The sequence below is a fragment of the Rheinheimera metallidurans genome (assembly GCF_036983985.1).
GTDB classification, from domain to species: Bacteria; Pseudomonadota; Gammaproteobacteria; order Enterobacterales; family Alteromonadaceae; genus Alishewanella; species Alishewanella metallidurans.
Genome location: NZ_JALAHQ010000002.1, coordinates 74,626 through 88,649, shown reverse-complemented (window position 1 = coordinate 88,649; position 14,024 = coordinate 74,626). Strand labels below are relative to the sequence as shown.

Sequence of the window (14,024 nt, the reverse complement as noted above, 5' to 3'; positions counted from 1 at the left end):
TATTTAACAGAGGTTACTCACTTTGCTGTAGCTGGCGTAATATCTCAATTGCGTTCAGCTGCAGTGGCTCGCCACTTTCCAAGCGTTTTATATAGTCGACCAGTAGTGAATTTACTGGCGTTGCTTGCTTATGGTCAATGCCCAATCTAACTACCGAGCCGTTTAAAAACATAATTTCAGTGCGTTTTTTTGCCTGTAAATCGTCCCACATTGACGAGCGCGCTTGCGGATCTAGCGTTAGCATACTTTTAGCAAGAATACGAAACAGCGGCGTTGGCAAGCGTAATAACCAAGGTATCAAGTTATTAGCTAAACGTGTATAAGGTATTGGCGTAATTTGGGCTTTATCACAGATTGCTAACCATTCCTGCATGGCGCGCGACAGTAATAAGCGATAGTTTTTATCAAGCAATTGCTGCTTTAGGGGTAAACCACTAATAGCGTTAAGGGCATTATTTAAATTAAGTAATAATTTTCCGTATTCAGCTGCTGTAATATCAGTACAAGATTCTACGGGTAAATTTAAGCGATTAAATACGTTAATAAGGTAATTAACGACGTTATGCGTATTACTTTGCCAGACGATACTGCCTGATGTAGCACGATGAAACCGACCTCGCCCATTTTTCACTACATTAAAAGATACGATGGCTCTTAGTATTGGGTTGGGTAAGTCTTGGTTGAGCATTTCACCAATACCTATGCCATTTTGCAGTGCAACAATAGGTACTTCTGGACGTAAAAAACGCTTTAACTCTGCTAGCATCGGAATTAATGCCGTGGTTTTTACGGTTAATAGCACGACATCACATTCAATTAAGCTATTAAGTAAGCTATAAAACGCTACCGGCTGCGCAAATTGGCTGGGTGCGTTATACGAACTGGCCGTTAATCCATACGCCGCTAACTCTAGCGCGGTGGTCTCTCGGCCAAAAAACTTAACATCAAGTGCAACGTCTTGGCAAAGATATGCGCCTAAATAACAACCAACACTGCCGGCACCAATAATACCTACGCAGTAACGCTGGCCAGCCATACCGAGTTGACCTGCGTTATCTTTGTTTAGTTGCTGTACTTGCACTTACGCTCCTTTGAGCGCAGAGTTATTTGCGCGCTGTGCGTAAAGTATCGGCAATTAAGAAAGCTAATTCCAGTACCTGATCGGCATTTAATCGCGGATCGCATTGCGTAAAGTAGCGTTGGCCTAAATCATGTTCACTTAAACCATAGGCGCCGCCAGTACATTCCGTCACATTTTCACCCGTCATTTCTAAGTGAATTCCACCTGCATGGCTACCTTCCGCTTTATGCACCGCAAAAAAGTTACGTATTTCGCGCAATATGGCTTCAAAATCACGGGTTTTATAATCGTTACTGGCCTTAACCGTATTGCCATGCATAGGGTCTGAGCTCCAGACGACTTTACGGCCCTCTTGTTGTACTTTTCGTACTAACGCAGGTAGTTTTTCCGCTAGCTTGTCTGCACCCATACGGGTAATTAAGGTTAAACGCCCTGCGATGTTGTTCGGGTTTAAGGCATCAATTAAACGAATTAGCTCGTCTGGCTGCATGCTTGGGCCAATTTTCACGCCTACGGGGTTATGAATGCCACGGAAAAATTCTATATGTGCATGATCAAGCTGGCGAGTACGCTCACCAATCCACACCATATGTGCAGAACAGTCATACCAATCGCCGGTTAATGAATCACAGCGTGTTAGCGCTTCTTCGTAATTAAGTAACAATGCTTCGTGCGAGGTAAATAGTTGCGTTTCACGAATAGACGGCGAGTTTTGTCCAGTAATACCGCAAATTTCCATAAAACGTAGTGCGTCTTGTATACGCTGAGCAACGTCTTGATAACGTTCTTTTAATGGGTTGGACTCAACAAAGCCCATATTCCACTTACTGACCTGATGTAAGTCGGCTAAACCACCCTGAGCAAAGGCTCTTAACAGGTTAAGCGTGGCCGCAGAGTGATGATAAGCAGTAGTTAAACGGTTTGGATCAGGCTGACGTGCACTGTCAGTAAATTCAAAACTATTAACGATGTCACCACGATAACTTGGTAGTGACACGCCATCAATGACTTCAAGATCACTTGAGCGTGGCTTGGCGTATTGCCCAGCCATACGCGCCAGTTTAACCACGGGCAAACCGCCAGCAAAGGTGAGCACCACTGCCATTTGCAGTAGAACTTTAAAGGTATCGCGAATTTTTGGTGCATTAAAGTCATTAAAACTTTCAGCACAGTCACCACCTTGCAGTAAAAAGCCCTGACCTTCAGCAACCTGACCGAGCTGGCTAAACAGCGCTCGTGTTTCTTGCGCAAAAACCAGTGGTGGATATTTATGCAGTTGCTGTTCAATACGTTGAAGCAATTCCTTATCCTGATAGCTTGGTTGCTGCTGGATAGGAAAGCTGCGCCAGCTTTGAGGCGTCCAGGTGGTCACAATGGTTGTCCTATAGTTAATTAACTCCCCAGCAAGTTATAGACTTCTGGACGTGAATTCAATGACGAATTTAGTATAACTAAGCAGATTTTTAGCGGCACCTTGTTAACTGTTTGTTTTTCACTCAATCAGCTTTGCTTAGGGTGCGGTTATGGCCGTTTTAGATGTTCTAACAAACCGTCACAGCCTTGCTCTATTAATTCGAGTACCAAGGCAAAGCCTCGACTACCGCCATAATACGGATCGGGAACTTCTTGAATGTCTTGAAATTGCGGATGATAGTGCAAAAATAATTGCAATTTATGCTGATGCTGTGCAGGACAACGTGCTTTTAAATCACGCAGATTGCTATTGTCCATGGCTAAAATTAAATCGTAGTAGGCAAAATCGGTGTCTTTAACTGGTCTTGAGCTAATGCCATCAAACTGATAGCCAGCTTGCTCCGCTTCACGAATACTGCGCGGATCAGGCTTAGCTCCACGATGCGATGCACTAGTACCTGCAGATTCAATTTCAAGAAACTTGGCCCGCGTTGCCGCTTTTTGTCGCATAACAGCATGCGCTGTCGGTGAGCGACAAATATTACCTAAACAAACAAACAACACCTTGTTAATCATAAACCCCCCAATTATATACAGCGAGCAATGCTAGCACGCTTTAAAGCAGAGGTTAAACGGTTGCATTAAAACAAAGCACAGTACAGTATAAGCAGCAAAGATATAGCTAGTCGGCAGGAGTATTATGGATGGATAAGTTCATGAAACTTATCGTACTTACAGAGCAAGATGCGCAGCATAGTCTTACGTTTTTAGCAAGGTCGGCAGGCATTGATGTAGAGCAAAAAACCAAACTAGATATCTTGTATTCTGGCACTATAAAAGCTCGCACCTTAGTGGCTTATCCGTATTCTACAATTGATTGGAATAAACATGGTTTGTCGCCCGAGCTTGAGTATTTATTGCAAAAAACATCGGTATGCTTATTTCAAACTGAACGACTGTTAGTTAACGCACAACAAGCCGTTTTTGCCGGCCTTAGGGGTATTATATACCGCGACGAGCAACCGAACCGAATATTAACGGCATTAAAAACCATGATGCAGGGTGAACTCTATTATGCCCGTACCGTAATGTCTGAGCTATTAGATGAATTATTGCAGCAAAAACGGCTAGAAAAAAAGGCGCCGCTTTGCCTACCAGATAACAACTTACTAACTAAGCAAGAAAAACGTATTATTCAACTCGTTGCAGAAGGTGCGCGCAATAAAGAAATTGCTGAAAATTTGGAAATTAGCGCTCACACTGTTAAAGCGCATCTTGCCTCGGTATTTCGCAAAACGCAGGCCCGAAACCGAGTAGAGCTATTACGTTGGTGTAATGTAGTTAAATAGCGCTGTTGCTCGTCTGCTGTAAGGAGTTAGGATGTTAACGCAGTTAGTAAATGTAGAACGCAGCCTGAATAATGTTATTTTGGGTAAAGCCAGCCAAATACGCTTAGCCTTATGCTGCTTATTAGCAGAAGGCCATTTGTTGCTTGAGGACTTACCCGGCATGGGTAAAACCACGTTGGCGCATGCTCTGGCTAACAGTTTAGGTTTAAGTTATCGTCGGGTGCAGTTTACCAACGACTTGCTGCCTGGCGATCTGGTTGGTATGAATATATATGATAGCCGCTCGCAACAATTTCGTTTTCAAGCAGGTCCGGTATTTAGCCAAGTACTATTAGCGGATGAAATAAACCGCGCCAGCCCAAAAACACAAAGTGCGTTACTTGAAGCGATGGAAGAAAAACAGGTGTCTATTGACGGTGAAACCCGAGCCCTGCCCAAACCGTTTTTTGTTATAGCAACGCAAAACCCCATTTTTCATGCCGGCACCTCCGCATTACCGGAATCACAGCTTGATCGTTTTATGTTTCGTTTATCCTTAGGTTTTCCAGATCGCCAAGCAGAACGTCAGCTGTTGCAGCGTGACACCAGCAATTCGCGTTTAGAGCTATTAACGGAGCAGCTTAGTTTCGACCAACTGCAACTTATTCAACAACAGGTGCCTAAAGTGCATGCTTCAGATGCCCTACTCGATTATTTATTATCGCTGGTAGACGCCAGCCGCCAGCGCAACGATATGTTGCCACTTTCACCGCGGGCATCAAAAGCATTACTGCGTGCCGCCAAGGCATTTGCATTAATAGATAACCGTGACTATGTCAGCGCTGATGATGTGAAACAGGTGTTTCCTTTTGTCGCGGAACATAGGCTTGATCCGGCCTCATCAGCGCAAAACAGCCAGTTAAGCCAAATGTTATTGCACACTACGCCATGTTTAATCTGAAACAGCGGCTATATCCGCTGTATTGGCGATTACTGACGCGGTATTTAAATAAACGTCAACCTGCTGCCAGCCAGGTTCGCTTAACGCAAAAGTTAATATTTATTTTGCCCACCCGCTATGGTTGGTGGTTTTTGCTATTAATTATGCTGTTGTATTTACTTGGCACCAACTATCAAAATAACCTTATTTTGTTATTAAGCTATTTACTGCTTAGCCTGTTTTTATTCAGCATTGCACTGAGCTATCAAAATATAAGTGGCCTAATCATACAAGCACAAAAATCGGCGGAGGGCTTTGCCGGCGAATACGTTAACGCCCAGCTAAGTTTATCGTCGCAAAAACAACCTAAAATGTTGCAGTTTAATCTGGTGCAACATAACGAATTAATTGAACAACCCGAGCTTAAGCACAATATCAGTTTTAATTTAGCCGTAACTCAACGCGGAAAATATCAGCTACCTCGAGTAAAAATAAGCAGTCAATATCCGTTTGGTTTATGGCGTGTGTGGAGCTATATTGCTATTGAGCAAATTTACTGGGTATACCCTGCAGCTGCAGATCACGTTGCGGCAAACTCATCAGCTGCAGATAATGATGCCACGCAATTTATGCAACCCAGCGGAGATAGCTTAGCGGCTTATCAGGCTGGCGATAGCATTCGTCATATTGTGTGGAAGCGCCTGGCGCGCGATCCGGCAAACCCAGTAGTGCGTCAGCAATTAATAGCGCCTAAAGCCGAACCGAGCTGGGTTGTGGTGCCAAAATTGACTGGCGATGCGTTAGAGCGTGCGTTGCGTCAAGCCTGCCAGCAATTATTAGCTTTAGAGAAAAGCGGTACGCGTTACGGTTTAAAGTTGCCTAATTTAACCTTGGCGCAAGCCGTTGGCCCGCTGCATTTACAACGTTGTTTGCAGGCATTAGCACTATGTTAGTCGCACCAAGGTTATTAATGCTCTGGGCTGGCATACAGCTAAGTATTGTCTTGCTGTTACAACAGGCGTTTGCGCTATGGATCACTGCGCTGTTTATCTTATTAATGCTGTACAAAATAACCGCGACGTGGCAAGGCAAAGCGACACTTAGCCTTAAGCTAGTTAACCTATTAGCAGCGGCTATCGCACTGGCTTTAATCTTAAATATACGCCAAGCCGGCGTACTGCATTTTATGCTGCAAATCTTGCTATTAGCAGCCTCTTGTCGGCTACTTGCGCTTAAACACAGTGCAGATGCGCGTCAGCTGGTTTGGGTACATTATTTTCTGATTGCCAGCTGCTTTGTTATTCATCAAGATATGTTTACTGCGTTACTGATCTTTACGGTATTTACGCTAAATCTTTATAGTCACTTTCGCCTATTTGCGCCGCCCCGCTTGTCTATTGCTTGGCGACAAACCAGCCGCAGCATATTAATTGTGTTACCGCTTTGGTTGGCAATGTTTACCTTGTTTCCGCGCTTACCGCCATTTTGGCAAATACCTAATGCCAAAGTGGCCAGCACAGGGTTAAGCGATACCTTAGATCCTGGCAGTATCGAGCAGCTAGTAAAAGATGACAGTTTAGCCTTTCGGGTTGAGTTTAACGGCGAATTACCCGCAAGATCGCAGCTATACTGGCGTTCCTATTTATACGAAGATTTTAATGGCCGCAGCTGGCAAGTAAACCCGCTACGACAACATCGCAGCCAGCTTAATAAAGCGTTGCCACAAAATACTCGCGGCAGAAGCTTACAGTACCGCGTTATTGCTGAAGCCAGCCAGCAGCACAACTTATTTGCGCTAATGCTGCCGACAACAGTGAGCAATGAGGTTTATATCGCGTCTGCCGGCTTAATTAAAAGTAACAAACCGGTAAGTCAGCGTACCAGTTACCAAGTAACTAGCATTAATGCTCCAGTAACGTGGTCGGGTAATACTGAAACCGACATTAACTTACAGCTAGGCGTTGGCAATGCAAAAACGCAGGTATTTGCTAAACAATTAGCAAAGCAAAACCCTTCAGCACCACAACTGGTACAAGCTATTGCCACACACTTTAATCAGCAACACTATTTTTATAGTTTAACACCACCGCCACTTGGCAATAACAGCGTTGACAGCTTTATGTTTGATAGTCGCACTGGGTTTTGTAGCCACTATGCTTCAGCCGCCGCATTAATATTGCGCGCTGCAGGTATACCAGCGCGTGTAGTTGGTGGGTATCAAGGTGGTGACTGGCATCCACAGCAAGGCTATTTAGCCGTGCGTCAGCGCGAAGCTCATGCTTGGGTTGAGTACTTAGATAATGAACAATGGCAGCTATTTGACCCTACCGCAGCCGTTGCCCCAGAGCGCATTCTTAATAGCTTGGAGTCGGCATTAACCGCTGAGCAGCGTCAATTACTGTTCTCTGGTTGGGCGCAGTTTGAGCTACTGCAAAGCATACGCTTGCAGCTGATGCATCTAGATTATTACTGGTCGGTGTGGGTGCTAGGGTTTAACGATACGAGTCAGCAAACATTATGGCGTAATTTGCGCCAATATTTTACGACTATTTTAAGCGTGCTTGCGGTATTAGTTGGCATAACACTGCTGCTTTTCGGTTTATTTTTCTGGCAACGCCGGCCTACTAACCTAGCGCCAGAGGCCACCGTTTTAGTACAGCATAAACTTGGCAAATTGCTGCAGGCGAAAGCACCCGAGCAATCACTATCAGCGTTTATACAACACATAGCCTTACAACAGCCAGTGCATCAACATTGGCTGTTGTTTTTAGCTAAAACGTACGAACATGCAGTATTTAAAGATGATGTTGAGGCGCTTAAACAGTTGCAGCAACTACTTAAACGCCACAGTAAAGAGTTACGCGCTTTGCGGCGCAGCCGTATTAAGAATGCGTAAAGCAGTATGTAAATGTTCAGCGCAATGAATACCTAAATCAGTTAGGTAACCACCATCAGCCTGAGTAACTAAACCTTTATCGTATAACCGTTTTATGGCAGCAAGCGTGTCCGCATCTGCTGACTGGTGAACTTTAATTCCTTCCATTGCACTATCAAGATTAAATAAGGTTAGCACACGAATTTCTGCATTAATTATTTCAGGTATTGGCATATAACACTTCCTACTCTGGTTGTTTTACTCAACATAACTGGCATTAGCATAAAAGCCAACAAGCAAATAACAAAAGCCCAGCATTTAACTGGGCTTCCTTCTACGCTGACTCTTAATTAGGGTTTAACGTCTGCCGCTATTGGCGTAGTTAATGGCTGCGCTTTTAACGGCGCAACGGGTTGCTGCTGCAGCGTTGTTTGTAAATACGCTATCGCTTGTTCTAGCTGCGCATCGTGACCGTTAAACTGGGCATAAGGTAAGTTATCTACCTCTTGATCTGGCGCCACACCGTAGCCTTCAATGATCCAACGACCATCCATGGCAAACTGCGCTGTTTCAGCAACCCGGGCAATACCATTATCAGCCAACCGGTTACGGCCCGATAACCACACGCCAGCGCCCGCTGTGCGCTTACCAATTAATGGTCCTAAACCTAAAGCTTTTACACCAGCAGAAAAGGTTTCACCATCAGAATACGTTAGCTGATCGGCCAGTACCACTAACTGACCACGAAACGTTTGTTGCATATTAGCGTAGGCATTACCTTGGGTTGGTTGCCAAAACGCCCAAGTGCTACGCAGCAGTTTTTCAATAATCAAGCTATCAATGTTACCGCCACGGTTTCGGCGCACGTCAATAATCAGCCCTTGCTTGTTATACTGAGCGTAAAACTCACGGGCAAAGCTGGCCACATCATTAGCGCCCATAGCGTACAAATGTAAATAACCAAATTGGTTCGCACTGGCTTTAGCTACCGTTTGCTGATTGGCAGTAACCCAATCTTGGTAACGTAAGGTGCTATCTCTGCCATTACTAACCGGCGTAACTACGGTTTTAATTTGCTGCTTACCGCGTTGCAAGCTTAGCAACACTTGTTTTCCGGCTTGGTTATTTAATGCCTGAGTTAACTCAGCAAGGTTAGTTACCGCCTGACCATTTACCGCCGTTAGCGTGTCACCCGCTTTAACATTTACCCCCGGCTTGGCCAGTGGAGCGGCCTGCTCTGGTAATTCAGCGTCGGTGCGATAAATATGCCGAATAACAATACCGGCTTTTGTTACATCAAACTCGGCACCTAAACTACTACCATTGCTGGCTAGGGCGTCATTACGGTATTCACCGCCTCGCACTTGAGAGTGCAGCGCGTTAAGTTCACCCATCATTTGCGCTAAAATATCATCTAGCTCAAAGCGATCGGTTACTCGTGCTAATAACGGTTGGTATTTTTGTTTCGTTGCCGCCCAATCTAAACCGCGCATACCTTTATCAAACAAGAAGTCGCGGTGCATTCGCCAAGCATCAGTAAACATTTGTTGCCATTCAGCACTTGGGTTAATACTGAGTTTCCAGCTGTCGATATTAAGCTTGAACTTAGCCATTTCTGTTGGCGTCTTCGCGGCGGCATCAATGATAAACATTGCACCGGCGGCATTATTCCCCGTTTTGCGCAAAAATAGCTTTTTACCATCAGCAGACAATTGATAATCGGCAATATCGCTGGCAACAGTTTCTACCTTAGCGTCGCTGCGCGTTAGCTCAATGTGTTTTAACGCCGGCTTGCCACTATTTCGTTCTAACAAATACAGCCGTTTATCATTTACAGCTAATTTACCGTAGTTACCCGGATTAACCGGAACTTGCCATAAACGGGTAGATAAACTATCCCAATCAACTAAACTGGCTTTTTTAGCACTACGGCTGGCGGTGGCTGCGTCATTGTCACAGTTATCCAGCTCTTGCTGTGGACGAAAAGCAAAACAGGCCTGCTGCTTTAAACTCACCGCAAAAATTTGTGTCCGTTGGTTAAATAGTGCCCCCATATTGCGATCGCCCCACGGATGACCCGGTGTGGCGTTGTAATGTCGATCGGAGGCGAAATATAACCAAAGCCCATCAGGACTAAATGCGGGTGAGTAAGATGGGTACTTTTCAGACGTCACTACCGCACTTTGTTGATCAACACGGTTATAAACCACAACTTGTGGCCGTTCGCTGTTGGCGCCATTGAACGTAAAGGCGAGTAAATTACTATCAGCTGACCAGGTAATATCTTCGTATTCAGATAAGCCAGTCGCACCAGAATAAATTTTACTATTACGGCCGGTTTTAAGTTCAAGCAACCATAAATCACCGTTTTTATCATCATGTGCTAAATACTCACCATCAGGTGATAAATTCAGTTGCCAGCGATAGGTTTTACCGTCTTTCGTTAACTGCTTTGCCTCGCTTGAACCATCCGCGGCAAATTGCCAAATTTCTTGCTCACCGCTTTGATCATTAATGGCATAAACCGATTTACCATCTTTTGATAACACCGCTTCGCGAGAACGACTATTTTCTGGGGTGCTAATCTGTACTAAACGCTTCGGGCCAATGCTACTAACCGCAATTTGACCACGTGCGGTAATTACCGCTTTGTCGCTATCGGCTTGCTGAGCTTGAAAATACGCCGAGTTAAAAAACTGTAATGGGTTTTCTATTGCCCGCTCGCGCTGCTGCACTAAATCAGACGACAAGTTTGGTGCGAGTGTTTGGCCATTACCGCTGGCTAAATCAAGTAGGCGTAAATCGGCACCTAACTGATACAACGCTTTACCACTAGATACGCTTAAACGGCCAATGCGCCAATCGGTATGCGCGCTATGAACTTTGACATCAGTGCCATCCGTAGCCGCCGACCAGATATTGCTATTGCCGTTGGCATCACTAACAAAATACACCCGACCTTGCTGATACACCGGCTGGCTAATGCTGCCTTGATGATCTTTGCTTAGCCGCGTGGCTTCGTCTTTACTGCCTAATGTCCAGCGCCACAACTCGCCCATAGCACCGCCACGGTAAACCTTGGCATTATCTCCGGTAAGCTGTAAGCCAAAACGGCTAAAATAAAGCACACCATTTTTTTCATCAATGCTGCCACCCGACACATCTGCCAGCGGTATCGTTTCGGTTTGCATATTATTGGGGTTAACCAGCTTTAATAACCAATAATTAGCAGGGCCGGCAGCGCTGTCAGTAGCATATAAAATACGGCCATCTGCTAGCCACTGCTGAATATTAACTCGGCTATTTTCAAAGGTAATACGCTTGGCCACGCCGCCACTTATCGGCATGGTATAAATTTCACTACTACCGTCGTAGTTAGCAACAAAGGCAAGGGTTTTACCATCGGCGGATAACAGTGGCTGGGTTTCTTCAGCTAAATGCGAGGTAAGGCGGCGCGCCGGCTCGCCTTGCGCATTAGCAAGCCAGAGATCGCCTTCGGCAGTAAAAACCACGTTGTCTTGTTGTAAAGTTGGTGAGCGGTAGTATCCCTGAACAGCATGCAATGGTAACGCAAGAATGCTAAGCAAGGCTGTGCTTAGCATTGAATAACGCAATTTCATTTTGGCCTCATTATTGTTTATTGTTTTCGCTTCCAACTTACCAGAAGCAACAAACACAGCCAAACAAAAACGGCCAATTAACAATATTGTCTGTCGTATATGTGTGATTAAGCTAACACGTTCTCCAGTGCTTTTAGGCACAGCGCCACGTTTTCTCGTCTTGCGGCATAACCCATTAAGCCAATACGCCACGCTTTACCGGCTAAATCACCTAAACCGGCACCGATTTCTAAATTGTATTGCTCTAATAACTGTTTACGTACTGCTGCATCATCAACGCCAGCAGGAATATATACCGCGTTTAATTGCGGTAATCGGCAGTGCTCGGCTACGACAAACTTTAAACCTAAGCTTTCTAAGCCGAGTTTTAACAACTGATGCATGTCGTTATGGCGCTGCCAAGCTTGCTCTAAGCCTTCTGCTGCTAATAAACGTAATGACTCATGCAGTGCGTACAGCGCATTTACCGGCGCGGTATGATGATAACTACGCTTAGCGCCACCGCTCCAATAGCTCATTACCAAGGTTTGATCTAAAAACCAACTTCGTACTGGCAGGGTTCGCGCTTGAATTCGCGCTACTGCGGCTGGCGAAAACGACACGGGTGATAAACCCGGAACACAAGACAAGCATTTTTGGCTACCAGAATAAATTGCATCAATACCCCACTCATCCACCCTAAGCTCAACACCGCCTAATGACGTAACGGCATCAACAATAGATAAACACTGGTATTGCCGTGCCAGCGCGCACAGTGTTTTCGCATCAGATAACGCACCGGTTGAGGTTTCAGCATGCACAAAGGCGACAAAGTTAGCTTCAGGATGCGCTTTTAGTGCGGCTTCAACTGCTTGTGGGTTTACTGGCTCACCCCAAGCATTATCAACCGTAATGGCTATCGCGCCACAGCGCTCTACGTTTTGTCGCATGCGCTCGCCAAATACCCCGTTACGACACACAATTACCGTATCGCCCGGTTGCAGCAAGTTAACAAAACAGGTTTCCATACCGGCACTACCGGGCGCGGATACCGCAAGCGTCATGTCATTTTTAGTTTGAAACGCGTATTGCAGTAGCTGTTTTAACTCATCCATCATGCCAATAAACAGCGGATCTAAATGCCCCACTGTTGGCCGAGCTTGTGCTGCTAATACTTGCGGGTGCACATCAGATGGCCCTGGCCCCATAAGAATGCGTTTAGGTGGTAAAAATGCGTGAATAGTTGGCGGCGTAATCATAGTGACTCCATAGCTAGCGTTTGCGGTTTACAATATCAAAAACCACTATCGATGCCAGTGTTGTGCGGCTATTACGACTATTCGCCAGATTAATAGTCACCAAAGTGGCACGCGTTTAAGCTATACTCCCGCCTTTTGTAAGGAGCCTTATAATGAGTACATTACCTGCCTGTCCTAAATGTCAGTCGAGCTATACCTATGAGGATGGCACTTTGCTAATGTGTCCGGAATGCGGTCATGAATGGTCTGCTAACGCGGATACTAGTGATGATGCCACACAAATACGTGACTCTGCTGGCAATGTGCTACAAGATGGCGATACGGTAACCGTAATTAAAGACTTAAAAGTTAAGGGTTCATCGTCAGTAGTAAAAATTGGCACTAAAGTGAAGAATATTCGCCTAGTTGACGGCGATCACGATATTGACTGTAAAATTGATGGTTTTGGTCAGATGAGCTTAAAATCAGAATTTGTCCGCAAAGTTCAAGAATAAGTTCCAGAATAATGTGTTGATATAACGCCGCTAACCTTTGAGTTAGTGGCGTTATAAGCTTGCTTTTTATCTTTGATTACGTAGCGCAGCAATACGCTTTTCCAGTGGTGGATGGCTTAAAAACAATTCAGACTTCGCCGCGCCGCTAGCAATACCAAATGCCATCATACTGCCTTCTAAACGGCTTTCATGGTTGTTTTTCAACCGCTCTAATGCCGCAATCATTTTATTTGGGTTACCTTCTAGTTTGGCCGCACCGGCATCAGCACGGTATTCGCGTTGGCGAGAGAACCACATCACAATAATGCTAGCCAGCACACCAAAGGCCATTTCCAGTACCATTACGGTAATAAAATATGCCATGCCACCGCCACGATTATTATCATTACCGCTATTGTTCAACATACCGGCAATTAAACGGGCGAGAAAAATAACAAAGGTATTTACCACACCTTGGATCAAGGTTAGCGTAACCATATCACCATTAGCGATATGCGATACCTCATGCGCCAACACGGCCTCTACTTCATCTTCACGCATATTGCGCAATAAGCCCGTACTTACGGCCACTAAGGCGTCGTTACGGTTCATACCTGTGGCAAAGGCGTTCATCTCTGGCGAGTCGTAAACGGCTACTTCTGGCATACCAATACCGGCCGCTTTAGCTTGGCGTGCCACGGTGTTCATTAACCATTGCTCGGTAGCATTGCGTGGTTGCTGAATAACCACCGCGCCGGTTGAGCGCTTGGCCATCCATTTTGAAATAGCCAACGAAATAAACGAACCACCAAAACCAAAGATGGCGGCAAACACTAACAAACCACCAATGCCGCTGCGATCGATGCCTAAAAAGCTAAATACAACATTTAGCACAATGCTTAGCACTAAAATTACCGCTAAGTTGGTGAGTAAAAATAAAAAAACTCTTTTCATACTGCTTTACCTCAAATGACACACTGCATCGAACTATATGGGCATATCTTGCTAATTCAATTGCAAGCCACGCGATAATTTGTAAGAAAAGGTGTCTGGCAC

12 protein-coding genes are annotated in these 14,024 nt (G+C 45.2%); 5 read left to right on the top strand and 7 right to left on the bottom strand.

Annotation, left to right across the window (positions count from 1 at the left end; all coding sequences use genetic code 11):
* Positions 1-13 precede the first annotated feature (13 nt).
* The 3 genes from MN199_RS05805 to MN199_RS05795 form a co-directional block, all read right to left on the bottom strand.
* Positions 14-1,081, bottom strand: coding sequence for a 2-dehydropantoate 2-reductase (locus MN199_RS05805; RefSeq protein ID WP_335738734.1), 1,068 nt, complete (start codon positions 1,079-1,081; stop codon positions 14-16).
* A 22-nt stretch (positions 1,082-1,103) separates the two neighbouring features.
* Entirely contained in the window at positions 1,104-2,453 is a 1,350-nt protein-coding gene (locus MN199_RS05800) for a class II 3-deoxy-7-phosphoheptulonate synthase (protein ID WP_132583356.1), read from the bottom strand.
* A 149-nt stretch (positions 2,454-2,602) separates the two neighbouring features.
* Entirely contained in the window at positions 2,603-3,070 is a 468-nt protein-coding gene (locus MN199_RS05795; RefSeq protein WP_335738733.1) for a low molecular weight protein-tyrosine-phosphatase, read from the bottom strand.
* A 128-nt stretch (positions 3,071-3,198) separates the two neighbouring features.
* Between MN199_RS05795 and MN199_RS05790 the strand changes: the two genes are divergently transcribed.
* From MN199_RS05790 to MN199_RS05775, 4 genes are read left to right on the top strand one after another with little or no spacing between them, the layout of a single operon-like run.
* Entirely contained in the window at positions 3,199-3,843 is a 645-nt protein-coding gene (locus MN199_RS05790) for a response regulator transcription factor (RefSeq protein ID WP_335738732.1), read from the top strand.
* Positions 3,844-3,874: 31 nt separating this feature from the next.
* Complete coding sequence (locus MN199_RS05785) at positions 3,875-4,783, top strand: AAA family ATPase (RefSeq protein WP_132583350.1); 909 nt, start codon at positions 3,875-3,877, stop codon at positions 4,781-4,783.
* The gene (locus tag MN199_RS05780) at positions 4,771-5,715 is read left to right on the top strand and encodes a DUF58 domain-containing protein (protein WP_335738731.1); all 945 of its coding nucleotides are present in this window, start codon (positions 4,771-4,773) and stop codon (positions 5,713-5,715) included. The genes MN199_RS05785 and MN199_RS05780 overlap by 13 nt, the downstream gene beginning before the upstream one ends.
* Positions 5,709-7,658, top strand: a complete 1,950-nt coding sequence (locus tag MN199_RS05775) for a transglutaminaseTgpA domain-containing protein (RefSeq protein ID WP_335738730.1) — start codon at positions 5,709-5,711, stop codon at positions 7,656-7,658. Before MN199_RS05780 ends, MN199_RS05775 begins: the two co-directional genes overlap by 7 nt.
* Here the strand turns inward: MN199_RS05775 and MN199_RS05770 are convergent.
* The 3 genes from MN199_RS05770 to MN199_RS05760 all read right to left on the bottom strand — a co-directional run bounded on the left by MN199_RS05770 (position 7,620) and on the right by MN199_RS05760 (position 12,495).
* Positions 7,620-7,871, bottom strand: a complete 252-nt coding sequence (locus MN199_RS05770; protein WP_335738729.1) for a TIGR02647 family protein — start codon at positions 7,869-7,871, stop codon at positions 7,620-7,622. The genes MN199_RS05775 and MN199_RS05770 overlap by 39 nt on opposite strands.
* A 116-nt stretch (positions 7,872-7,987) precedes the next feature.
* A complete protein-coding gene (locus MN199_RS05765) occupies positions 7,988-11,257 on the bottom strand; it encodes a S41 family peptidase (protein WP_335738728.1) in 3,270 nt (1,089 codons plus the stop codon).
* A 107-nt stretch (positions 11,258-11,364) separates the two neighbouring features.
* Positions 11,365-12,495 carry a pyridoxal-phosphate-dependent aminotransferase family protein gene (locus MN199_RS05760; RefSeq protein ID WP_335738727.1) on the bottom strand — a complete coding sequence of 377 codons (1,131 nt, stop codon included), beginning with the start codon at positions 12,493-12,495 and terminating at the stop codon, positions 11,365-11,367.
* A 152-nt stretch (positions 12,496-12,647) separates the two neighbouring features.
* On the opposite strand from MN199_RS05760, the gene MN199_RS05755 reads away from it, so the two are divergent.
* The gene (locus MN199_RS05755) at positions 12,648-12,989 is read left to right on the top strand and encodes a zinc ribbon domain-containing protein YjdM (protein WP_335738726.1); all 342 of its coding nucleotides are present in this window, start codon (positions 12,648-12,650) and stop codon (positions 12,987-12,989) included.
* Between the two features lie 66 nt (positions 12,990-13,055).
* Here MN199_RS05755 and htpX read toward each other — a convergent pair whose 3' ends face one another.
* Positions 13,056-13,922: a protease HtpX gene (htpX, locus tag MN199_RS05750; protein ID WP_132583336.1), complete on the bottom strand. Its 867-nt coding sequence runs from the start codon at positions 13,920-13,922 to the stop codon at positions 13,056-13,058.
* Positions 13,923-14,024: the final 102 nt, after the last annotated feature.

Coding starts and splice junctions, on each gene's coding strand:
- MN199_RS05795 (WP_335738733.1), bottom strand. CDS start 3,070: ATGATTAACAAGGTGTTGTTTGTTTGTTTAGGTAATATTTGTCGCTCA.
- MN199_RS05790 (WP_335738732.1), top strand. CDS start 3,199: ATGGATAAGTTCATGAAACTTATCGTACTTACAGAGCAAGATGCGCAG.
- MN199_RS05785 (WP_132583350.1), top strand. CDS start 3,875: ATGTTAACGCAGTTAGTAAATGTAGAACGCAGCCTGAATAATGTTATT.
- MN199_RS05780 (WP_335738731.1), top strand. CDS start 4,771: ATGTTTAATCTGAAACAGCGGCTATATCCGCTGTATTGGCGATTACTG.
- MN199_RS05775 (WP_335738730.1), top strand. CDS start 5,709: ATGTTAGTCGCACCAAGGTTATTAATGCTCTGGGCTGGCATACAGCTA.
- MN199_RS05770 (WP_335738729.1), bottom strand. CDS start 7,871: ATGCCAATACCTGAAATAATTAATGCAGAAATTCGTGTGCTAACCTTA.
- MN199_RS05765 (WP_335738728.1), bottom strand. CDS start 11,257: ATGAAATTGCGTTATTCAATGCTAAGCACAGCCTTGCTTAGCATTCTT.
- MN199_RS05760 (WP_335738727.1), bottom strand. CDS start 12,495: ATGATTACGCCGCCAACTATTCACGCATTTTTACCACCTAAACGCATT.
- MN199_RS05755 (WP_335738726.1), top strand. CDS start 12,648: ATGAGTACATTACCTGCCTGTCCTAAATGTCAGTCGAGCTATACCTAT.
- htpX (WP_132583336.1), bottom strand. CDS start 13,922: ATGAAAAGAGTTTTTTTATTTTTACTCACCAACTTAGCGGTAATTTTA.